Raw genomic sequence first — 21,707 nt, 5'->3', positions numbered from 1 at the left:
GGCCCGCATAGGGTGACCGCGTGCTCATCCTCCTGCCCCCGTCGGAGTCGAAGTCGAACCGTCGCCGTGGGCGGCCCGCCGACCCGAGCAGCTGGTCCTTCCCCGAGCTCGCCGAGACGCGAGCACTCGTGGCGAGGCACCTGCGAGAGGTGAGCCAGTCCCCCACTGCCACAGCCGATCTCGGCGTGAGCCCCGGTCTGGCCGACGAGGTCGCGCGCAACCTCGTCCTCGACTCGGCACCGGCCACACCGGCCGCGGAGGTCTACACCGGCGTCCTCTACGACGCGCTCGACCTGGCCTCGATGGACCCAGCGGCGCGTCGCCGGGCCAACTCGTGGCTCGTCGTCGTCTCGGCCCTCCACGGTGCCGTGCGACCCAAGGACAGGATCACGGCATACCGGCTGTCGATGGACGTCCGGCTGCCCGGTCTCGGACCGGTGGCGGCCGCCTGGCGACCGGTCCTCGACGACGTGCTCGCCCCTGCTGCCGGGCGCGAGGTCGTCGTCGACTGCCGGAGCTCGACGTATGCCGTCGCCTGGACTCCCACGGGCGAGGTCGCCGACCGCTGGGTGCAGGTCCGCGTGCCGGGCGCCAGCCACATGGCCAAGCACACCCGAGGTCTCGTCGCCCGCCACCTCTGCGTCGAGGGCCAGCGGGCGCGCACGCCCGAGAGGCTGGCCGCGATCGTCGGAGAGGCGTTCGACGTCGAGCTCACCGCCCCGGCCCGACGCGGCCGACCCTGGGTCCTCGACGTCACGACCCGCTGACGGCGCTCCCGCTCGCGACGAAGGTCCAGCGCCTGCCGGGGCCACGGCGGACCTGCCAGCGCCCGCACCTGGCGAACGCGTCGAGCTCGTCCACGAGCAGGCGCACCACGGCCTGGGCCTCGGCGTCCTCGGTGACGCGCTCGGAGGACGGCACGACGAACCTCAGGTGGAGCTGCGGCTGTGGCCGGGGCGACGCCACGTCGGCGACATCGAGCAACCGGTCCTCGACGACGTGCGTCTTGGCCAGGATGGCCTCGGCAGCAGGCAGGACGTCCGCTGGGGGGACACCGTCCCGCACACCGACGACGTCGACGGTAACGCGGTAGGACGGCATCAGCCCGGGAGCGCTCCGGCCAGCGCGGCCTCGACGTCCTCGACGAGGTCGAGCGCCGACTCGAGCCCCACCGAGATCCGGATGGTGCCGTCGGTGATGCCGACGGCAGCGCGGGCCTCCTGGGTGAGGCGGCGGTGCGTCGTCGTCGCGGGGTGGGTGGCGAGCGACTTCGCGTCGCCGAGGTTGTTGGAGATGTCGACGAGCTGGAGGGCGTTCATGACCTTGAACGCCACCTCCTTGCCACCCTCGACCTCGAACGTCACGACCGTCCCGCCCCCGGTCATCTGGCGCCGAGCGAGCTCGTGCTGCGGGTGGCTCTCGAGGAGCGGGTAGACGACCCTCACCACGCCGTCACGTGACTCGAGGTGGCGCGCGAGGGTGAGGGCGTTGTCGGCCATCTGGCGCACCCGCAGCGTCATCGTCTCGAGACCCTTGACGAGCACCCAGGCGTTGAACGGTGACATCGCCGGACCGGTGTGCCGCATGAGGTTCTTGACCGGTCCGTCGACGAACTCGGAGGTGCCGAGCACCGCGCCGCCGAGGACGCGCCCCTGGCCGTCGATGTGCTTGGTGGCGGAGTAGACGACGACGTCGGCCCCGTGGTCGAGCGGGCGCGAGAAGACCGGTGTGCCGAAGACGTTGTCGACGACGACCGTGGCACCGGCCGCGTGGGCGAGCCGGGAGACCGCCTCGATGTCGACGAGCTCCTGCATCGGGTTGCTCGGCGTCTCGAAGAAGACGGCGGCCGTCGGCACGGACAGGGCCTCCTCCCACTGGGCGAGGTCGGGCCCGTCGACGAAGACCGCTTCGACACCGAACCTCGGGAGGATCTCGTCGATGATGACGAAGCAGGAGCCGAAGAGCGCGCGCGACGAGACGATCCGGTCGCCCTTGCCGCACAGAGCGGCGAGCGCCACCCAGACGGCCGACATGCCCGACGAGGTGGCGAAGCAGGCCTCTGCCCCCTCGAGCAGGCGCAGCCGCTCCTCGAACATGCTCACCGTGGGGTTGCCGTAGCGGCTGTAGATGAACTTCTCGATCTCGTCCTTGAACGCCGCCTCGGCCTGCTCGGCGGACTCGTAGACGAAGCCCGAGGTGAGGAACATCGCCTCGCTCGTCTCGTCGAAACCGCTGCGCGACAACCCTCCCCGCACGGCGAGGGTCTCGGGGCGGAACGCCCGTCCGGCGTCGTCGCTCATCTCAGCCCTGCTTCCACGGGAGGCCGGCGACCTTCCAGCCTGCGACCGTCCGGTGCCCGGCGGCGTCGTGCGGACCCTCGAACCCCTCGAGGACGTTGTATGCCGGCCCGAGACCGGCGGCCGTGGCCGCCTCCGCCGCCGCGATCGACCGGACGCCGGAGCGGCAGACGAAGTAGATCGACGTACCCTCCCCCACCCCGGCGGCACGGAGCTCGTCGACGAAGGCCTCGTTGATGCTCCCGTCGGGGTAGCGCTGCCACTCGACGAAGAGCGGCTGGCGCTGCGGGTCCAGCTGCGGGACACCGACGTAGGCCCACTCGGCGCGAGTGCGCACGTCGACGAGGACGGCGTCCTCGGAGGCGGTCACCGCGGCATACGCCTCGGTGGGGGTGACGTCACCGGCATAGGTCATGCGACCCAGCCTAGGGTCGCGGCGGCTCGCCCCGACGGGTCGTTCAGAGACCGGACTCGGGCGTGCGCACGAGGATCCGGCGGCACTCCTCGCAGCGGAGCACCTCGTCCTCGGGCGCGTCCTTGATCGTCCGGAGCTCGACCGGGTTGAGCTCGAGCTGGCACCCGCCGCACCGGCGCTGGCGCAGGGGTGCTGCTCCGGTGCCGCTGGTCGAGCGGATCTTCTCGTAGAGCGCGACGAGGTCCTCGCCGACCTCGTCGACGACGGTCTCACGGGGGGCGGCGACCTGGTCCTCCTCGGCGCTCAGCTCGGCGAGGCGCTCGTCACGGGCCTTCTCGAGCGCACTGAGCCGCTCGGTGAGCTCGCCACGGCCGCGTTCGAGCTCGGCGACGTCGGACTCGATCGCCTCGGCGCGCTCCATGACCTCGAGCTCGACCTCCTCGAGCTCGGCCTGGCGCCGTGAGAGCGAGCCGAGCTCGTGCTGGATCGCGGTGAGGTCCTTGGCGCTGCCGACCCCGGAGTCGAGCCGCTGCTGGTCGCGCGTCGCGCGGTCGCGCACCTGCTGCACGTCGCCCTCGGCCTTGGTAATCTCACGCTTGACGTCCCCGAGCTCGGTGCGCGAGCGGATCAGCTGGTCGTCGAGGAGCCGGGCCTTGCCCTCGAGGTCGGCGATCTCCGCGAGCTGCGGGATCGTCCGGCGGGCGTGCTCGATCTGGGACAGCCGTGTGTCGATGGCCTGGAGGTCGAGCAGCCTTGACTGGCGGGCTGGTTCGGCTTTCACGGCATACCTCCGAGGTTCTCCGCGCCGACCGTGAAGGTCCACGGGTCGGTGCGCACTGTGCTGATGTCGATGTCCACCCTAAGCGCACCGGCGAGGGCGTCCCGCAGGGTCTGCAGCCAGACCGCCTCGCTCGACCAGTGACCGGCGTCGACGAGGTAGGGCGCACCGCCCCGCGACTCCTCGCGGGCCTCGAGCGCCGGGTGGTGCCGGAGGTCCGCGGTGACGTAGACGTCGGCGCCGCTCGCCCGCACGGCCGCGAACTGGTCGTCGCCCGCGCCACCGAGCACGGCGACCGTCTCGACGGGCGCGTCGGGCGGGCCGGAGACCCGCAGGCCGCTCGCGGCGGCGGGCAGGGCGGCGTGCAGGGCCGTCGCGAAGGCACCGAGCGTCGTCGGTGCCGCGAGACGCCCGACCCGGCCCAGCGGCTGGTCCTCGACCACGGCGAGGGGCGAGGTGTCGGTGAGACCGGCTGCGGCTGCGAGCGCCTCACACACCCCGTTGGCGGCGACGTCGGCGTTGGTGTGCGCGACGTAGAGGGCGATGTCACCGACGACCAGACCGGTGATGCTCGCACCCTTGGCGGTCGTCGTCGCGACGGAGTGGATGCCGCGCAGGAGCAGCGGGTGGTGGGTCACGACGAGGTCGGCGTGCAGGTCGCGAGCCTCCTCGATCACGGCCAGCGTGGGGTCGAGGGCGAGCAGGATGCGCTCGACCGGCTGCTCGGGGTCCCCGGTGACGAGCCCGACCTGGTCCCAGGACTGGGCGGTCCGCGGCGGGTAGAGACGGTCGAGGACGTCGACGACGTCCTTGAGGGTGGTGGTCACGTGGGCCCGGCCGGCCTCGAACCGACGACACCCGCGGTGTAAACGCGGTGCTCTACCAACTGAGCTACAGGCCCCGACACGACGCTGGGCCGCGTGCGGTCGCCCATTGTGTCAGGACCGGGTCAGGCCCGGGCGAGTGCGTCGTGGTAGCCGCTGAAGTCGCGGCGCTCGCCGATGCCGCTCACGAGCGACCACCGGATGATGCCGTCGGGGTCGACGAGGAACGTGCCGCGCCGGGCGACACCGGCCTTCTCGTCGAAGACGCCGTAGGCCCGGGCGACCTCGCCGTGGGGCCAGAAGTCGGACAGCAGCGGGAAGAAGTAGGCGTCGCGGTCGGCGTAGGCGCGCAGCGAGAACATCGCGTCGCACGAGATCGTCAGCACCTGGACGTCCTCCGTGACGAAGGCTCCGAGGTTGTCGCGGATCTCGGTGAGCTCTCCGGTGCAGATGCCCGAGAAGGCCCACGGGTAGAAGACGAGCAGGACGTGGCGCCGGCCCAGGTGGTCCGAGAGCGAGACGTCCGCGCCGTTCTGGTCACGCAAGGTGAACAGGGGAGCTCGCTCCCCCACGGAGAGACCGGTCAGGACGTCGTTCGTCATGCCCTCCAGTCTGCCGCAGTGCGGGTCAGCGCCGTCCCTTGGGTGCGACGAGCTTGGAGGCGCGCCAGCGCGGCGAGGCGTGGAAGGCCCCGGCGGTGTGGAGCCCGGCCGTGCCCGCGGCCTCGTCGATCTCGGCGGGGTCGACGGCTCCCCCATCACGGTCCTTGGGGGTGAGGACGACCGCGAACCCGCCCTCCTGCAGCACGCCGACGAGGTCCACGAGCGCGTCGGTGAGGTCACCGTCGCCGGAGCGCCACCAGAGCAGCGCCGCGTCGGTCTCGCCGGTGTAGTCCTCGTCCTCGAGGTCGGAGCCGATGACGTCCTCGACGGCGAACCGGAAGTCGTCGTCGACGTCGGCGTCCCACCCGAACTCCTGCACGATCTGCTCCGCGACGAAGCCGAGGCGCCCGACGGTGCCCGAGTCGAGGGACCCGGGGTCGGCGGACGCCGGGTCTGCTGACCCGGTTCCGGCGGCAGGTGCTGCAGGGGTGTTCACGGTGGGCTACCTCTCCTCGGACGGCGGTGGGAGCTCTAGTTGACTAGGAAGGTCCTCGCTCATGCAAGCGGTTCCGGAGATTTCCCGGGTGTGCTGAGTGTGCTGGGTGTCGTCGGTGCCGCGGGCGGCCGCTGCTCCCACGGGCTGGCGTGCCTCCCGGGACCGTGAGGTCTCGTCGCGCAGGAGGTCCTGCGCGGTGTCGGTCCCGAGGTGCTGGATCGACACCGAGACCGGGCCGGGGGTGGAGACGAGGGTGACGGTCGCGAGGTCGAGCTGGCGCTCGAGCGGGCCCTGCGACAGGGTGAGCGACTGGACCCGGGCGTGGGGCATGACCGAGACGCGCCGCCACAGGCGTCCGCTGCGCACCATGAGCGAGTGCGGGGACACGGCGAAGCCGCTGCGCCGCCAGCTCAGCCGGTCGAGCGACCTGGCCCGCTCCGACACGAGCGTCCACCCACCCTCGCGCCCCTCGCCCAGCGCCGCCCGGCGCAGGTCGTCCTCGGAGATCGCGGGGTCGAGCAGGGCGAGGACGTCGAGCGCCTGGTCGAGCGTGCCGACGGGCAGGACGGTCGTGTCGTTGTCACCGTCGTCGCCCGTCGGGTCGTGGCCGATGCCGGCCACGTTGACGCTGACCCGCCACCACCCGAGCGGACGCCACCACAGCGGCTGGACCATGCCGAACGCCTGGATGCGGTGCAGCGGGACGGTCGTCGTCCGCTTGTCGGTGAGACCGTGCTGGATCCGCGCGGACGAGCCGGTGTCGGCGAGGCGGAAGTTGCCGTGCTTGAGCAGCTCGCCGACACGGTTGACGGCGATGCCGAACGCGAGCGGTCCGAGGGCCGGGAGCGCGATCGCGACTCCCGTCAGGACCTCGAGCGACGAGCCGTATGCCGCGAGCGCGAGGCTCCCGGCCACGAGCGCCACCGCGCCGAGGAAGATCGTGCCGCCGTGGAGGATCGTCGCGACGAAGAGGCGCGAGTTGGGGACCCGCAGCACCTCGCGACCCTCGTCGGGGTCGAGGAGCGCCGTGGTGCCACCGGTCGCCCCGACGCCGACGCCCGTGGGCCGGCCGTCTGGCGTGACGCCGGTTTCGAGATCCACGCCCGGGACCGCGACGCGACCGGGTCGCGCCTCGTCACGCCGACCGGCAAGGGCGAGCAGCTCGCGCCGCACCTCGTCGGCCCGTCGGGCGCTGAGGAAGGCGAGCTTGAGGTGCGAGTCGCCACCGCCGGCGGACTGGACGATGACCTGCGAAAGGCCGGTGAGCTGGGCGATGAGCGGGCGGCTGATCTCGATGGCCTGGACGCGCTCGAGCGGGACCTGGCGGTGCTCACGGAAGAGCCAGCCCTTGCGCAGCTCGATCTGCCCGCCCGTCACGCGGAACTTCGAGAAGCGCCACGAGAGCCAGCCGACGAGACCGACGACGAGGAGCGCGAGCAGGACGACGGCGCTCGTGACGAGCGAGTGGTCGAAGAGGAACCCCAGCCCGTCACGCAGGCCGCCCTCCGACGGGTCGTCGCCGCCGTCTCCCCCACCGATCCCACGGAAGACGTCGTCGACGAGCTGCGACCCGGCATACCCGATCACCGCGATGCCGACGACACCGCCGCGCACGATGGGGGACAACGGGTGGAGGTGCTGCCACTCGTGCAGCCCGAGGTCGTGCGCCGCGCGTCCCTCGACGCTGGAGATGGACGGATCCGGCTCTGTCACAGGCCCGCTCGCTGGGCTTCGCCACGGGCGGCCAGGCGGCCCCGCAGGGCCTCGGCCTCGTCCAGCGGCAGTCCGGGAAGCGTTCCGCCGCTCTCCGGTGAGGCGGTGTGGAACTCACACGACGCGATCCCCCGCGACCGCATGAGCGGACCCGACTCGACGTCGATGTACTGGAGCCGGCCGTAGGGGATGCTCACCAGCGACCGGAAGAGGCGACCCTTGCGGATGACGATCTCGTCGGGCAGCTCGATCCACGTGATCGCCGAGACCTGGCGGCCGATGAGCCAGACTCCCCACCCGAGCACCGCGACGAGGACGACGGAGCCGATCCAGAACCACGCGGAGACGAGCACGGCGGGCACGGCGAAGGCCACGACGAACGGCACGAGCCACGCGAACAGCGTGATGAGGCGGACGGTGCGCAGGGCGGGGCTCACGGGGCGCCACGGCAGCTCGCCACCGCGGAGGGTGACGGCGCCCGGGTCGAGCTCGGTTGTCATGGCCACAGCCTGCCAGCAGACCCGAGTGTGACGGCTGCCACTCCCCAGTGACAGGATGGTCGCGACCACCTCTTGGTCGAATCCGCAAGAAGAAGGGACACCGTCGTGACGTTTCGCGAGGAAGCCGGACCGATCCTCAATGGCCTCCCGAGCAGCCTCACCGACATCGACCCCGAGGAGACCTCGGAGTGGTTGGACTCGCTCGACCAGGTGATCGACGAGGGGGGCCGGCAGCGCGCCCGCTACCTCATGCTGCGGTTGCTCGAGCGGGCACGTGAGAACGCCATCGGCGTCCCGTCGCTCACGGCGACCGACTACGTCAACAGCATCGACCAGGAGCAGGAGCCCTGGTTCCCCGGCGACGAGGAGGTCGAGCGCCAGTACCGCCGCTGGATCCGCTGGAACGCCGCGGTCATGGTGCACCGGGCCCAGCGTCCGGGCGTCGGCGTCGGCGGCCACATCTCCACCTACGCCTCGGCCGCCACCCTCTACGAGGTCGGCTTCAACCACTTCTGGCGCGGTCAGGACCACCCCGGCGGTGGTGACCAGATCTTCTTCCAGGGCCACGCCTCCCCCGGCATGTACGCCCGCAGCTTCCTCGAGGGTCACCTCGGCGAGACCGACCTCGACGGGTTCCGCCAGGAGAAGAGCCACCTCGTCGACGGCAAGATCCGGGCGCTGTCGTCCTACCCCCACCCGCGGATGATGCCGGACTACTGGCAGTTCCCGACGGTGTCGATGGGCATCGGCCCGATGAACGCGATCTACCAGGCGCAGTTCAACAAGTACCTCCACAACCGCGGCATCAAGGACACGACCGACCAGCGCGTGTGGGCCTTCCTCGGCGACGGCGAGATGGACGAGCCGGAGTCGCGCGGTCTGCTCCAGCTGGCGGCCACCGAGGAGCTCGACAACCTCACCTTCGTCGTCAACTGCAACCTGCAGCGGCTCGACGGCCCGGTGCGCGGCAACGGCAAGATCATCCAGGAGCTCGAGGCGTTCTTCCGCGGCGCCGGCTGGAACGTCGTCAAGGTCATCTGGGGCCGCGGGTGGGACCCGCTGCTCGCGGCCGACCGCGACCACGCCCTGCGGCACATCATGAACACCACGACCGACGGTGACTACCAGACGTTCCGCGCCAACGACGGCGCCTACGTCCGCGAGCACTTCTTCGGTCGCGACCCCCGCACCCGCAAGATGGTCGAGGGGCTCACCGACGACCAGATCTGGCACGACCTCCAGCGCGGTGGCCACGACTACCGCAAGGTGTTCGCCGGCTACCAGGCCGCGGTCAACCACACCGGCCAGCCGACGGTCATCCTCGCCCACACCATCAAGGGCTACTCGCTGGGCAAGGGCTTCGCGGGTCGCAACGCGACGCACCAGATGAAGAAGATGACGGTCGACGACCTCAAGGGCTACCGCGACGTCCTGCGCCTGCCGATCACGGACGCGCAGATCGAGGAGAACCCCTACCAGCCGCCGTACTTCCACCCCGGCGAGAACGACCCGACGCTCCAGTACATGCTCGAGCGCCGTCGTGCCCTCGGTGGGCAGATCCCCGAGCGACGCAGCAAGTACACCCAGCTCTCGCTGCCCGGTGACGACGCCTACAAGCAGGTCAAGAAGGGCTCCGGCAAGCAGACGATCGCCACGACGATGGCCTTCGTCCGCCTGCTCAAGGACCTCATGCGCGACAAGGAGTTCGGCAAGCGCATCGTGCCGATCATCCCCGACGAGGCGCGCACCTTCGGCATGGACAGCTTCTTCCCGACGCTCAAGATCTACAACCCGCACGGGCAGAACTACACGCCGGTCGACCACGACCTCATGCTGAGCTACCGCGAGTCCGAGCAGGGCCAGATCCTGCACCTCGGCATCAACGAGGCGGGCTCCGTCGCGGCCTTCACCGCGGCGGCGACGAGCTACTCGACGCACGGCGAGCCGATGATCCCGATCTACATCTTCTACTCGATGTTCGGGTTCCAGCGCACCGGCGACTCCATCTGGGCGGCCGCCGACCAGATGGCGCGGGGCTTCCTCATCGGAGCCACCGCCGGGCGCACGACGCTCACCGGTGAGGGCACCCAGCACGCCGACGGCCACTCGCCGTTGCTCGCCTCGACCAACCCTGCGGTCGTGACCTACGACCCGGCGTTCGGCTACGAGATCGGGCACATCATGCGCGAGGGTCTGCAGCGGATGTACGGCGACTCGCCCGAGGACCTCATCTACTACCTCACGGTCTACAACGAGCCCAACGTCCAGCCGGCCGAGCCCGAGGACGTCGACGCCGAGGGCATTCTGCGCGGCATGCACCTCATCGAGAAGGCCGACACGTCGGGCTGGACGCACACCGCGGCCCGCGCGCAGCTGCTCGCGTCCGGTGTCGGTGTGCCGTGGGCCCTCGAGGCCCAGCGGCTCCTCGCCGACCACTGGGGCGTGGCCGCGGACGTGTGGTCCGTGACGTCGTGGGGCGAGCTGCGCCGCGACGGTCTCTCCTGCGACGAGGAGGCGTTCCTCCACCCGGAGAACGACAAGCGCGTCCCCTACGTCGCGCAGAAGCTCAAGGACGCCGAGGGCCCGGTGCTCGCGACCTCCGACTACATGCGGGCGGTCCCGGACCAGATCGCGCAGTGGGTCCCCGGCGAGTTCCACTCGCTCGGCACCGACGGCTTCGGCTTCGCCGACACCCGTCCCGCGGCGCGACGCTTCTTCCACGTCGACGGCCCGTCGCTCGCGGTCCGCACGCTCCAGGTGCTCGCCGCTCGCGGCGAGGTGCCCGCGGACGTGCCGGGCAAGGCCGCCGAGAAGTACGACCTCCTCGACGTCCGCGCGGGCACGAGCGGCAACGAGGGCGGCGACAGCTGACCTGAGGTCCCTCCTGCGCCCGTCACCCTCCCGGGGTGGCGGGCGCAGTGCCGTGTATGCCGTGCCTCCGCCTCCGCGCGCCCGTCCCGGACCGTGGGGGCAGGGAACCGGGTGAGGGACCCGTGCGTCGAAAGGGCATGGAGACGCGCTGGAGCCTGCGACCCGCGACGACCGCGGCCGTCCTCGGTCTGGTGGTGGCCGTGCTCGGCGGGTGCGGGACGACCCGGGCACCCGAGGCCGCACCCGGTGCAGGCACGGGGACGGGCACGCCGACGACCGCGGCTCCTCCGACCCCCTCTTCCATGGCCCCTTCGCCCTCTGGCGCCCGCACCCCGCCCTCGCCCCTCGGCACTCCTGCTCTCGACAGCCCGGCGCCCAACGGAGGCCCGGGAGCGGCCTGCGCCGGGTGGGCCATCTCGCTCACGCCGGATGCCTCCGGGGCCGGCACCCCCACGGGGGCGGTCGCGGCGTACCTGCATGCGAACCGCGACTACTCGCCCACCCCGGCGGAGCAGTGGACCCTCTCGACACCGGCGCCGGGGTCGAGGGAGTCGGTCACCGCGCGTGCCGGCGCGACCTCGCTGGAGCTGGCGCACCTCGAGGACGGCACCTGGCTCGCCGTGTCGGGGATGCGCTGCTGACCGGAGCCGTCGGCGCCGGGTCAGAGCCAGCCGCGGTCACGGGCATGGTTCGCGGCCTCCGCCCGGGTCGAGGTGTGCGTCTTGGCCATCGCCGACGACAGGTGGTTGCGCACGGTGCCCTCGGACAGGTGCACCGACCTCGCCACGACCGCGATCGGGGCCCCGCTGAGCGCCGCCCGCAGGACGTCCTGCTCACGGGCGGTGAGCGGGTTGGCGCCTTCGATGAGGGACTCCGCGGCCAGGGCGCCGTCGACGACGCGTTCACCGGCGTGGACCCGGCGCACCGCGTCCGCGAGCTCCGAGGCCGGGGTGTCCTTGACGACGAACCCCGCGGCGCCGGCCTCGAGTGCCCGGCGCACGAACCCGGGTCGCCCGAACGTCGTCACGACGAGCGCCCGGGTCGGCAGTCCGGCCGCGGTCATCGCCCGGCAGACCTCGATCCCGTCGAGCCCGGGCATCTCGACGTCGACGAGCGCGACGTCGACGTCGTGCGCGGTGAGCAGGTCGAGCACCTCGTCACCACGCCCCGCCTCGGCGACGACGTCGAGGTCGGGCTCGAGGCCGAGCAGGGTGACGATGGCTCCCCGCACGAGGGCCTGGTCGTCGGCGACGAGCACGCGGATCACAGCGTCACCACGAGCCGGGTCCCGGGCGAGGCGTCGAGCACGCGGAGCACTCCCCCGGCGGCATCCACCCGCTCACGCACCCCGCGCAGCCCGTTGCCCTCGCGCAGCCCCGACGGACCGCGCCCGTCGTCCTCGACGGTGAGGGACGACGGGCCGAGGGCGACACGGCATACGGAGGCCTCGCTGTGGCGGACGACGTTGGTGACCGCCTCCCGGAGCACCCAGGCGAGGACGACCCGGTGGCGAGGGTCGACGACCGTGAGGTCGGTCGGCATGTCGGCGGCGATACCTGCGGAGGCGAGCACCCTTTCGGCAGAGGCGATCTCGTCGTCGAGCCGCGCCGAGCGGATCCCACCGACCGCGGCGCGCACCTCGGCGAGCGCCTGCCTGCTGAGCACGCCGACCTCGGCGATCTCACGGCGTGCGCGCTCCGGGTCCGTGACGACGAGGCGCTCCGCGACGTCGGCCTTGAGGCTCATCGCGGTCAGGGTGTGGCCGATGACGTCGTGGACGTCACGGGCCAGCCGGTCGCGCTCGGCCGAGACGGTGAGCTCGGCGGCGAGCTCGTCGTGCAGGATGCTGCGCCGCTCGATGGCCCGCACGACGCCCGTGACCACGGCGACGAGCAGCACGATGCCCGGGAGGTACCACGTGTCGGTGAGGGCGTCCGAGAACGCCGTGACCACCACGGTCGTGAGCACCACGGCCGCGGTGAGGGAGACGGCGGCCCACATCGGCAGGACGAACATCGCGAGCGCGACGAGGTAGGGACCCCCGCCGACCGACGCGGGTCCGACGAGCAGGTGGATGACGACGCAGATGAGGACCAGTGCCACGAGGTGCGTCACGCCGCTGCGCACCACCTCGGCGTCCGAGGCGGACCGCGCCATCGTCCGGAACCCGTGGATGTAGACCGCGGCGAACAAGACGAAGAGGGCGACCCCCGCGACGACGCGGGGCCGGCTCTCGCCGCTGTCGACGACCCCGGCGACCGGGAAGGCGAGGAAGACGAGCCACACCCCGCCCATGACCCACCCCCAGCGCTGCCAGGGGTGGGTCTGCAGCGACGCCTCCGCCGGGGCGGGCACGGCTACTGCCGGCCGCGGCTTCGTCGCACCAGCCACGTCGCGAGCACTGCGAAGATCGTCGTCCACACGGCAACGTTAGCCACCGACATCCACAGCGCCTCGCGGACCAGCCCGCCCTCGGTGTCGATGACGTAGCCCTCGGTCAGCGGGTAGCGCGCCAGCGACACGTAGCCGTAGAGCGGCGTGAACCGCGCGACGTCGAGCAGGAAGCCGCTGAGCGGGAAGAAGATGTTGCCGAGGAAGCCGAGGACGACGAGCGAGCCCGACGCCGCCGTCACGGCCGCCTCCGACCGGAACGCGAGCCCGAAGATCAGGCCGTAGAGCGCGAACATCACCGCGCCCACGACGAGGACCGCCGCGCTGCCCAGCCAGGCCACCGCCGTGCCCTCGGCCCCCGTGAGGACCCCCAGGACGTAGACGACGAGGATCGGCAGGGTCGCGACGACGAGCGCGACGACGGCCTTGGTCGCGACGTAGGTCCCGTCCCCCAGCGGGGTGAGCCCGAGCTGGCGTCCCCAGCCCTGCATCCGCTCGACGGCGGCCATGCCGCCGATGCCGACGGTCGCGGTGACGGCGCCGTAGGCCGCCATCGAGATCATGACGTAGAGCGCGACGTTGCCGTTGCCCGCGCTCTCCTGCGAGTAGCCGGCGCTCGCCCCGAAGAGGACGTACATGAACGCCGGCAGCCCCACGACGAAGAACATCGTCACGAGGTCGCGCAGCGTGCGGCGCAGCTCGAGACGCACGTATGCCGTCCGCTCCCCTCGCGTGCGCGGCTCGCCGCCCGTGGTGCCGAGGTCCGGGGTGGAGGTGGGGTCGTCGTCGCCGACGCGGTCGGGTGAGGTGCTCGTGGTGGTGGTCATGCTGCTGCTCCTTCGGGGGCGGAGGTGAGGGCGACGAAGGCGGCTTCCAGCGAACCAGTCGTCACCTCGAGGTCGCGGGCGCCGAGCTCGGTGAGCAGGACACGCGCCACGGCGTCGGAGTCCGACGTCGTCACGGTGAGGCGGTCGTGGTCGACCCGGACCTCGCGCACGGACACCAGGGAGCGCAGCGCGGTGGCGGCCGTGTCGACCGCGTCGAGGTCGAGGCGGGCCGCGACGGTGCGACCCAGGGCCTGGCCCCGGATGACGTCGGTGGGTCCGTCGGCGGCGACCCGGCCGTCGGCGACGAGCACGATGCGGCTCGCGAAGCTGTCGGCCTCCTCGAGGTAGTGCGTCGCGAAGAGGACGGTGCGGCCGGCCGCGGCCTCTGCGTGCATCGCGTCCCAGAAGGCCCGTCGCGCCGAGACGTCCATCCCGGCCGTGGGTTCGTCGAGGATGAGCAGCTCGGGGTCGGGCAGGAGCGCGAGGGCGAACCGGAGCCGCTGCTGCTCGCCGCCGGAGCACTTCGAGACCTTGCGCGACGACACCCCGGTGAGGTTCGCGCGACGCACGACGTCCTCGACCGGTGCGTGGACGGCATACGTGCTCGCGATGAGCTCGACCGTCTCGCGGACGGTGAGGTCGCGCAGGAGCCCGCCCGTCTGCAGGACCGCCGAGACGCGGCCGGTACGGACAGCCTCGCGCGGCGACCTCCCGAGCACGCGGACCTCGCCGGAGGTCGGTGCGGTCAGCCCGAGGACGACGTCGAGGGTGGTGGTCTTGCCGGCGCCGTTCGGGCCGAGGACGGCGACGACCTCACCGCGGGCGACGGTGAGGTCGATGCCGCGCACCGCCTGGACGGTCCCGGCGCGGCTCGGGAAGGACTTCGTGAGTGCCGTGATCTCGACGGCGGGCGTGTCAGCTCTGGTCATGCCTCAAGGTTCGTCGCGACACCCGTCTGCCCGACAGTGCCGGGAGACACGACCTCGCCATGACATCTGTCAGGGGGCGGCGAGGAACTCCGCCCGCGCGGCGACGCAGATGTCGGGCTGGTCGCAGAACACACCGTCGACGCCGGCCTCGAAGAAACGGGTCACCTCGTCGGCCATCCGCCCGTGCGCCGCCGGGTTCGTGCCGATGCGGTAGTCGACGGGGAGGAACTGGTTCTCGGCGCGGAAGGTCCACGGCGTGACGTCGAGCTTGGCCCGGTGGGCGTCGGCGACGAGCGTGGTCGGCGTCCCGAGGGTGCCGTCGCTGCGGCGCGGGATGACCCGGCTCTTGTCGACACCGAGACCGTCGAGGTCCTTGCTCAGCGCCTTGAGGCTCGTCGGGGTGAGCAGGTCGGTGTAGGTGCGCGAGTCGCCCTGCGCCTCGAGATCGTAGGGCCGACCGCTCGCGCTCACGAGGAAGACGAGGTTGGCCTTGTAGCCGAGCTCGTTGTCGAGTCGGACGAGCGGCGTGAGCTCGAAGCTCTGCACCCACAGGGCGGCGTTGGGCCGGTTGAGCCCGTGCTTCGTCAGGGCCGCCATGAGCGCGACCTCGGGGTCGAGGCCCGCGTCGTGGAGGTAGGTCGAGTGCTTGATCTCCGGGATGACGCCGACCGTCCGGCCGGTGCGGGCGCTCAGCTCCTCGCGCAGGGCGAGCACCTCCTCGAGCGTCGGCACCTCGAACTGGCCGTCGAAGCTGGCGCTCTCGGGGCGGGTCGCCGGGATGCGCTCCTTGGCCCGCAGCGTCTTGAGCTCGGCGAGGGTGAAGTCCTCGACCCACCAGCCGGTCGTGGCCTTGCCGTCGAGCGTCTTGGTGACCCTGCGGCCGGCGAACTCGGGGTGGGCCGCGACATCGGTCGTGCCGCCGATCTCCGGCTCGTGCCGGTCGACGAGGACACCGTCCCTCGTCATGACGAGGTCGGGCTCGATGTAGTCGGCGCCCTGCTGGACGGCCAGCCGGTAGGCCGCGAGGGTGTGCTCGGGCCGATAGCCGGAGGCGCCGCGGTGGGCGTGCACGAGCGGCTCGGTGAACTGGGCGCGTCCCTGCGAGCTCGGTGGCGCGTCGGCCCCCGCAGGAGCGGTGGCGGCCACGGTCGTCAGGGCCACACCGGCGGCGAGCAGGGCGGAGAGAAGAGGTCGTCTCATGCCGACCAACGTAGGGCGGCGCCGGGCGTCTCGCCTGTCGAGGACGTGGACGCCAGGTGACGGGCACGCGGCGGGGAGGGACCGGCATACGGCCGCATTTGTGGTTATGCGTTCGACTGTATAGTCTTGCAACGTGTCCAAGGTACTCACTTCCCTGCCCGTCGGCGAGCGCGTCGGCATCGCCTTCTCCGGAGGTCTCGACACCTCCGTCGCCGTCGCCTGGATGCGCGAGCGAGGGGCGGTGCCCTGCACCTACACCGCCGACCTCGGCCAGTACGACGAGCCCGAGATCGACACGGTCCCCGACCGCGCCGGCCAGTACGGCGCCGAGATCGCGCGCCTCGTCGACTGCCGCAGCGCCCTCGTCGAGGAGGGGCTGTCCGCGCTGGCGTGCGGCGCCTTCCACATCCGCAGCGGTGGCAGGACGTACTTCAACACCACTCCCCTGGGCCGCGCTGTCACCGGCACCCTGCTCGTGCGCGCCATGCAGGCCGACGACGTCTCGATCTGGGGCGATGGCTCGACCTTCAAGGGCAACGACATCGAGCGGTTCTACCGCTACGGGCTGCTCGCCAACCCGAGCCTGCGCATCTACAAGCCGTGGCTCGACCCGGCGTTCGTCGGTGAGCTCGGCGGTCGGCACGAGATGAGCGAGTGGCTCACCGAGCGCGATCTCCCCTACCGCTCGAGCGCCGAGAAGGCGTACTCGACCGACGCGAACATCTGGGGCGCCACCCACGAGGCCAAGACCCTCGAGCACCTCGACGAGTCGATGGAGATCGTCGAGCCGATCATGGGCGTCAAGCACTGGGACCAGTCGGTGGTCATCGAGCAGGAGGACGTCACCGTCCGGTTCGTCCAGGGCCGGCCGGTCGCGATCAACGGCGAGGAGCTCTCCCCCGTCGCGCTCGTCGACCTCGCCAACACCATCGGTGGGCGTCACGGCCTGGGCATGTCCGACCAGATCGAGAACCGGATCATCGAGGCGAAGTCGCGCGGCATCTACGAGGCGCCGGGCATGGCGCTGCTGCACATCGCCTACGAGCGGCTCATCAACGCCGTCCACAACGAGGACACCGTCGCGAACTACCACAACGAGGGCCGCCGGCTCGGCCGCCTCCTCTACGAGGGCCGGTGGCTCGACCCGCAGTCGCTCATGCTGCGCGAGGCCATCCAGCGGTGGATCGCCTCCGTCGTCACCGGCGAGGTCACCCTACGGCTGCGGCGCGGCGACGACTACTCGATCGTCGACACCCGGGGCGAGAACTTCAGCTACCACCCCGACAAGCTGTCGATGGAGCGCGTCGAGAACGCCGCCTTCGGCCCGCTCGACCGGATCGGCCAGCTGACGATGCGCAACCTCGACATCGCCGACAGCCGCGCCAAGCTCGAGCTCTACGCCGAGCAGCCCGTCGACCAGGGCCAGCTGCTCGTCGAGAACGGCACGCTCTTCGGCGACCTGCCCGCCGGCGGGTACGACCGGATCACCGACAACCCCGGCTCCGACGGCCCCGTCGACGACGCCCTCGACCGGGCGGCCATGGAGTTCGGCACCGACTGACGCATTCGACCGATTGCCCTTCCGGGACACCGAGCGCCAGCGAGGATGTCCCGGAAGGGCAATCGGTCGTGGTGACGGGAGCAACGGTGGACGGACGGCGGATCCTCGACAGGGTGGTCGCGACCCTCGGCGTGCTCGGCCTCTTCGCCGTGCTCCCCTTCTACGTCGCCGCCGGGCTGGCGGCGCCACTGTGGGCGGTCGTGCTGCTGCTCGCGTTCTGGCTGGCCCTCCTCACCACGGCGATCCGCTGGTTCACCCGGTGGCCGTGGCCGATCCTCGCGATGCCGTTCGTCGCCGCCGCGGTGTGGTGGCTGGCGATGACGCTCGGCGAGTCCCTCCTCGGCTGGCAGGCCTGACCCGGACCCGCGTCTCACGATGCGCGACACCGGTGGACACGGGATGCGGATTGTGCACGGCATACAAATAGACTCCGGAGGTGCCCACCTCGAGAAGCCGCCCGTCCGCGGCCACGCGACGCCGCGTCGAGCGCGCTGCCGGCGAGCTCGGCGCCGCGGCGGTGCAGCAGATGGAGGGCTCCCACGGGTGGTACCGCGCCCTGCCGCCGAAGGAGCGCTCGTGGGTGGGGCTCGTCGCCCAGGCAGGCATCCGCTCGTTCATCGAGTGGTTCACCGGCAGCCAGGACCAGGCGCACGTGACGGCCGACGTGTTCGGGACCGCGCCGCGTGAGCTGACCCGCTCGATCAGCCTCGGCCAGACGCTCGACCTCGTGAGGACCGTCGTCGACGTCGTCGAGCGCGAGTCGATGGGACTGGCCGCGCGCGGCGACGAGGTCAAGGTCCGTGAGGCCGTGCTCCTCTACAGCCGCGAGATCGCGTTCTCCGCCGCCGAGGTCTACGCGCACGCCGCCGAGGCGCGAGGCGCGTGGGACGCCCGTCTCGAGGCCCTCGTCGTCGACGCCGTGATCCGTGGCGAGGCCGACGACTCGATGCAGTCGCGCGCCTCCGCGCTCGGCTGGGGCACGACGAGCGACGTGTGCGTCATCGTCGGGTCGACCCCGAGCACGGGCGCAGCACAGGTGGTGGACCAGCTCCACCGCTCCGCGAAGCGGTTCGGCGTCGAGGTCCTCGTCGCGATCCACGGTCGCCGCGTCGTCTGCATCGTGGGGCAGGTCTCGGACCCGCTCGTCACCGCGTCGCACCTCGGCGACCATTTCGGGGACGGCCCGATCGTCGTCGGTCCCGTCGTCCCGCACCTGTATGCCGCAGGGCGCAGCGCGCGTGCCGCCCTGTCGGGCCACACGGCCGCCCACGCCTGGCCCAAGGCCCCGCGACCGGTGAGCAGCGACGACCTCCTCGCCGAGCGCGCGCTGCTCGGCGACCTGCCCGCGCGGGCCTCGCTCGTGTCGCGCGTCTATGCGCCCCTGTCTGCCAGCGGCGGCGGCAACCTGCTCGAGACCGCGGCGGCCTACCTCGACGGCGGGCTCGGGCTCGAGGGCACGGCCCGTGAGCTCTTCGTCCACACCAACACGGTGCGCTACCGCCTGGGCAAGATCGCCGACACCATCGGCTACGACCTCACCGACCCGCACGACGCGCAGACCGTGAGGCTGGCCCTGGCCTACGGACGGGTAGCCCCCGGGCCCTCCCAGCGGACCGCGCGACCAGCCCGCCGCGAGTTGTAGGAACCCTACAGAACTCGGCGCCGAGAATCGTCGCCGCCGGCTGCGCCGGGATGGGGGCCCGACCGACACGCTGAAGGGGTGCTCGTGATCGTCTGCCCTGGACAGGGCTCCCAGACCCCCGGCTTCCTCACCCCCTGGCTCGCCATCCCCGGCGTGCGCGAACGTCTCGGCTGGCTCTCCGCCGTCGCGGGCATGGACCTCGTCAAGCACGGGACCGAGTCCGACGAGGAGACGATCAAGGACACCGCCGTCGCGCAGCCCCTCATCGTCGCCTCCGGCCTCGTCTCGATGCTCGCGCTGTTCGAGCACCCGGCCGACGGCTTCCGCCTCGTCGGCGCCGGCGCCGGTCACTCCGTCGGTGAGATCACCGCCGCCGCTGCCGGTGGCGTGATCTCCGCCGAGCAGGCCATGGTCTTCGTCCGCGAGCGCGGCCGGGCCATGGCGCAGGCCAGTGCCGTCCAGCCGACCGGGATGAGCGCCGTCATGGGCGGCGACCCCGACGACGTCACCGCGACGCTGACCCGCCACGGCCTCACCCCCGCCAACATCAACGGCGCCGGCCAGGTCGTCGCCGCCGGCACCCTGGAGCAGCTCGCGGCCCTCACCGCCGAGCCGCCGGCCAAGGCGCGCGTCATCCCGCTCAAGGTCGCGGGAGCGTTCCACACCGAGCACATGGCACCCGCGGTCGACGTCCTGTCCGGCTACGCCAAGGCGATGTCGACGCACGACGCGCGCGTGCCCCTCGTGTCCAACCGCGACGGTGCCGTGGTGCACAGCGGTCGCGAGGTGCTCGGCCGCCTCGTGAGCCAGGTGAGCAACCCGGTCCGCTGGGACCTCACCATGCAGACCTTCAAGGAGCTCGGCGTCACGGGGATCATCGAGGTCCCGCCGGCCGGGACGCTGTCCGGACTCGCCAAGCGCGTCCTCAAGGACGTCGAGATCCTTGCGCTCAAGTCCCCCGACGACCTCGAGCAGGCCCACCGGATGGTCAAGGAGCACGGCAAGTCCACCGGGGCCGCCCAGGACCCGACGTGGCGCCTCGTCATCAGCCCCGCCAAGGGCATGGTCTCGTTCACCCACAGCGAGGTCGGCACCGCGGTCGAGGCCGGCAGCGTCGTGGCCACGGTCGGCACCCTGCGCGACACCTACGAGGTCGTCGCGCCACACGGCGGGCGGGTCGTCGAGTGGCTCGTCGAGGACGGCGACCCGGTCTCCCCCGGCCAGCCCGTCCTCCGTCTGCACCCCCAGGAAGGCTGAGTCGGATGACCGGACTCATCACCCCGCCGAGCGGCGCCGCCCACGCGCGCATCTCCGGCATCGGCGCCTACCGCCCGCGCCGTGTCGTCCCCAACTCCGAGCTCGTCGAGGCGATCGACTCCTCCGACGAGTGGATCCAAGAGCGCTCCGGCATCAAGACCCGGCACTTCGCCGGTGACGGCGAGAGCGTCATCGACATGTCCGAGTTCGCGACCCGGGACGCCCTGGCGATGGCCGGCATCGAGGCCGGCGAGGTCGACGCGGTCATCCTCGCCACGGTGACCCACCCCTACCAGACGCCCGCCGCCGCCCCGGCCCTCGCGGACCGGATGGGCATGGGCAAGCCCGCCGCCTTCGACATCTCGGCCGCGTGCGCCGGCTACTGCCACGGCATCTCGCTCGCCAGCGACATGGTGCGTGGCGGCAGCGCCCGCAACGTCGCGGTCGTCGGGGTCGAGCGCCTGTCGGACTTCACGAGCCGGACCGACCGCGGCACCGCCTTCATCTTCGGTGACGGCGCGGGCGCCGCGATCGTCACCGCTTCCGACACCGCGGGCATCGGCCCGACCGTGTGGGGGTCCGAGGGCGACAAGTGGGACGTCATCGCCCAGAACGAGAGCTGGATCGACGTCCACGAGCAGAAGCTCGACTGGCCCACGATCGGCATGCAGGGCCAGCGGGTCTTCCGCTGGGCCGTCTGGAGCATGGCACCCGTCGCCCAGCGCGCCCTCGAGGTCGCCGGGGTGACCGTCGACCAGCTCGACGCCTTCATCCCGCACCAGGCCAACGTCCGCATCATCGACGCCATGTGCAAGCAGCTCAAGATGCCCGACCACGTCGCCGTCGCGCGCGACATCGTCGACTCCGCCAACACCTCGGCCGCCTCGGTGCCGCTCGCGACCGAGCGCATGCTGCGCGAGGGCGCTGCCCCGCGCGGCGGCCTCGCCCTCCAGATCGGCTTCGGTGCCGGCCTGTCGTATGCCGCGCAGGTCATCACCCTGCCCTAGAACTCCCGCGGTCCACGGGTCACCACGGACCATGCACGACAGCACCACCCCACCCCAGGGCGTCCGCATCCGGCGGACCCGAACCATGAAGGAGCACGACATGGCTCAGAGCGAGCAGGAGATCCTCGCGGGTCTCGCAGAGATCGTCAACGAAGAGACCGGCCTCGACCCCGAGACCGTCCAGAGCGACAAGGCGTTCACCGACGACCTCGACATCGACTCGCTGTCGATGATGACGATCGTCGTCAACGCCGAGGAGAAGTTCGGCGTGCGCATCCCCGACGACGAGGTCAAGAACCTCCGCACCGTCGGCGACGCCGTCTCGTTCATCCAGTCCAACCAGAGCTGATCCGTCGGTGCCGCCCCATGTCCTGGGGCGGCACCGGGACCGTCCCAC

Annotated in this window: 23 protein-coding genes and 1 tRNA gene; 9 read left to right on the top strand and 15 right to left on the bottom strand. The window is 71.7% G+C overall.

The annotated features are described in order from the left end of the window. The first annotated feature begins 20 nt into the window (after positions 1 to 20). Entirely contained in the window at positions 21 to 767 is a 747-nt protein-coding gene (locus tag KLO01_RS15035; RefSeq protein ID WP_147066610.1) for a YaaA family protein, read from the top strand. Here KLO01_RS15035 and KLO01_RS15030 read toward each other — a convergent pair. From KLO01_RS15030 to KLO01_RS14985, 10 genes are all read right to left on the bottom strand, one after another. Next, positions 754 to 1,101 carry a hypothetical protein gene (locus KLO01_RS15030; protein ID WP_147066608.1) on the bottom strand — a complete coding sequence of 116 codons (348 nt, stop codon included), beginning with the start codon at positions 1,099 to 1,101 and terminating at the stop codon, positions 754 to 756. The genes KLO01_RS15035 and KLO01_RS15030 overlap by 14 nt on opposite strands. Further along, a complete protein-coding gene (locus KLO01_RS15025) occupies positions 1,101 to 2,300 on the bottom strand; it encodes an O-succinylhomoserine sulfhydrylase (RefSeq protein ID WP_147066606.1) in 1,200 nt (399 codons plus the stop codon). Before KLO01_RS15025 ends, KLO01_RS15030 begins: the two co-directional genes overlap by 1 nt. A gap of 1 nt (position 2,301) precedes the next feature. Beyond that, positions 2,302 to 2,712: a rhodanese-like domain-containing protein gene (locus KLO01_RS15020; RefSeq protein WP_147066604.1), complete on the bottom strand. Its 411-nt coding sequence runs from the start codon at positions 2,710 to 2,712 to the stop codon at positions 2,302 to 2,304. 43 nt (positions 2,713 to 2,755) lie between these two features. Beyond that, complete coding sequence (locus tag KLO01_RS15015; RefSeq protein WP_147066602.1) at positions 2,756 to 3,493, bottom strand: zinc ribbon domain-containing protein; 738 nt, start codon at positions 3,491 to 3,493, stop codon at positions 2,756 to 2,758. Further along, the gene (locus KLO01_RS15010; protein WP_147066600.1) at positions 3,490 to 4,317 is read right to left on the bottom strand and encodes a Nif3-like dinuclear metal center hexameric protein; all 828 of its coding nucleotides are present in this window, start codon (positions 4,315 to 4,317) and stop codon (positions 3,490 to 3,492) included. Before KLO01_RS15010 ends, KLO01_RS15015 begins: the two co-directional genes overlap by 4 nt. A gap of 1 nt (position 4,318) precedes the next feature. Continuing rightward, positions 4,319 to 4,391, bottom strand: a tRNA-Val gene (locus KLO01_RS15005). A 48-nt stretch (positions 4,392 to 4,439) separates the two neighbouring features. Continuing rightward, a complete protein-coding gene (locus KLO01_RS15000; protein WP_147066598.1) occupies positions 4,440 to 4,916 on the bottom strand; it encodes a peroxiredoxin in 477 nt (158 codons plus the stop codon). A 25-nt stretch (positions 4,917 to 4,941) separates the two neighbouring features. After that, complete coding sequence (locus KLO01_RS14995) at positions 4,942 to 5,412, bottom strand: DUF3052 domain-containing protein (RefSeq protein ID WP_147066596.1); 471 nt, start codon at positions 5,410 to 5,412, stop codon at positions 4,942 to 4,944. 6 nt (positions 5,413 to 5,418) lie between these two features. After that, on the bottom strand, positions 5,419 to 7,125 hold the full coding sequence (locus tag KLO01_RS14990) for a PH domain-containing protein (RefSeq protein WP_147066594.1): 1,707 nt from the start codon (positions 7,123 to 7,125) through the stop codon (positions 5,419 to 5,421). Next, the gene (locus KLO01_RS14985) at positions 7,122 to 7,625 is read right to left on the bottom strand and encodes a PH domain-containing protein (RefSeq protein ID WP_147066591.1); all 504 of its coding nucleotides are present in this window, start codon (positions 7,623 to 7,625) and stop codon (positions 7,122 to 7,124) included. Before KLO01_RS14985 ends, KLO01_RS14990 begins: the two co-directional genes overlap by 4 nt. Positions 7,626 to 7,730: 105 nt before the next feature. On the opposite strand from KLO01_RS14985, the gene aceE reads away from it, so the two are divergent. Both aceE and KLO01_RS14975 read left to right on the top strand, forming a co-directional pair. Next, the gene (gene aceE / locus KLO01_RS14980) at positions 7,731 to 10,496 is read left to right on the top strand and encodes a pyruvate dehydrogenase (acetyl-transferring), homodimeric type (protein ID WP_147066589.1); all 2,766 of its coding nucleotides are present in this window, start codon (positions 7,731 to 7,733) and stop codon (positions 10,494 to 10,496) included. A 137-nt stretch (positions 10,497 to 10,633) separates the two neighbouring features. Further along, positions 10,634 to 11,137 (top strand): hypothetical protein, encoded by a 504-nt coding sequence (locus tag KLO01_RS14975; RefSeq protein ID WP_147066587.1) that lies wholly within the window; start codon positions 10,634 to 10,636, stop codon positions 11,135 to 11,137. A gap of 20 nt (positions 11,138 to 11,157) precedes the next feature. Here KLO01_RS14975 and KLO01_RS14970 read toward each other — a convergent pair whose 3' ends face one another. From KLO01_RS14970 to KLO01_RS14950, 5 genes are all read right to left on the bottom strand, one after another. Beyond that, positions 11,158 to 11,763 (bottom strand): response regulator transcription factor, encoded by a 606-nt coding sequence (locus KLO01_RS14970; protein WP_147066585.1) that lies wholly within the window; start codon positions 11,761 to 11,763, stop codon positions 11,158 to 11,160. Further along, positions 11,760 to 12,851, bottom strand: a complete 1,092-nt coding sequence (locus KLO01_RS14965; RefSeq protein WP_147066583.1) for a sensor histidine kinase — start codon at positions 12,849 to 12,851, stop codon at positions 11,760 to 11,762. The genes KLO01_RS14970 and KLO01_RS14965 overlap by 4 nt, the downstream gene beginning before the upstream one ends. A 2-nt stretch (positions 12,852 to 12,853) precedes the next feature. Next, entirely contained in the window at positions 12,854 to 13,714 is an 861-nt protein-coding gene (locus KLO01_RS14960; RefSeq protein WP_246136244.1) for an ABC transporter permease, read from the bottom strand. Continuing rightward, positions 13,711 to 14,643, bottom strand: a complete 933-nt coding sequence (locus KLO01_RS14955; RefSeq protein WP_147066581.1) for an ABC transporter ATP-binding protein — start codon at positions 14,641 to 14,643, stop codon at positions 13,711 to 13,713. The genes KLO01_RS14960 and KLO01_RS14955 overlap by 4 nt, the downstream gene beginning before the upstream one ends. Before the next feature lie 69 nt (positions 14,644 to 14,712). Beyond that, the gene (locus KLO01_RS14950) at positions 14,713 to 15,843 is read right to left on the bottom strand and encodes a glycerophosphodiester phosphodiesterase (RefSeq protein ID WP_147066578.1); all 1,131 of its coding nucleotides are present in this window, start codon (positions 15,841 to 15,843) and stop codon (positions 14,713 to 14,715) included. 133 nt (positions 15,844 to 15,976) lie between these two features. Here KLO01_RS14950 and argG point away from each other — a divergent pair, with 133 nt between their 5' ends. The 6 genes from argG to KLO01_RS14920 all read left to right on the top strand — a co-directional run bounded on the left by argG (position 15,977) and on the right by KLO01_RS14920 (position 21,659). Continuing rightward, on the top strand, positions 15,977 to 17,404 hold the full coding sequence (gene argG / locus KLO01_RS14945; RefSeq protein WP_147066576.1) for an argininosuccinate synthase: 1,428 nt from the start codon (positions 15,977 to 15,979) through the stop codon (positions 17,402 to 17,404). A gap of 68 nt (positions 17,405 to 17,472) precedes the next feature. Next, positions 17,473 to 17,760 (top strand): hypothetical protein, encoded by a 288-nt coding sequence (locus KLO01_RS14940; RefSeq protein WP_246136243.1) that lies wholly within the window; start codon positions 17,473 to 17,475, stop codon positions 17,758 to 17,760. Positions 17,761 to 17,840: 80 nt separating this feature from the next. Beyond that, complete coding sequence (locus tag KLO01_RS14935; RefSeq protein WP_307725678.1) at positions 17,841 to 19,046, top strand: PucR family transcriptional regulator; 1,206 nt, start codon at positions 17,841 to 17,843, stop codon at positions 19,044 to 19,046. Between the two features lie 78 nt (positions 19,047 to 19,124). Beyond that, complete coding sequence (locus tag KLO01_RS14930; RefSeq protein WP_147066573.1) at positions 19,125 to 20,303, top strand: acyltransferase domain-containing protein; 1,179 nt, start codon at positions 19,125 to 19,127, stop codon at positions 20,301 to 20,303. A 5-nt stretch (positions 20,304 to 20,308) separates the two neighbouring features. After that, on the top strand, positions 20,309 to 21,310 hold the full coding sequence (locus tag KLO01_RS14925; protein ID WP_147066548.1) for a beta-ketoacyl-ACP synthase III: 1,002 nt from the start codon (positions 20,309 to 20,311) through the stop codon (positions 21,308 to 21,310). Positions 21,311 to 21,410: 100 nt separating this feature from the next. Further along, complete coding sequence (locus KLO01_RS14920; RefSeq protein ID WP_035901591.1) at positions 21,411 to 21,659, top strand: acyl carrier protein; 249 nt, start codon at positions 21,411 to 21,413, stop codon at positions 21,657 to 21,659. The last annotated feature ends 48 nt before the right edge of the window (positions 21,660 to 21,707 follow it).

Source organism: Knoellia locipacati, assembly GCF_007992835.1.
GTDB classification, from domain to species: Bacteria; Actinomycetota; Actinomycetes; order Actinomycetales; family Dermatophilaceae; genus Knoellia; species Knoellia locipacati.
The sequence above is the reverse complement of the archived record's forward strand: the minus strand, read 5'-3'. Positions and strand labels throughout refer to the sequence as shown.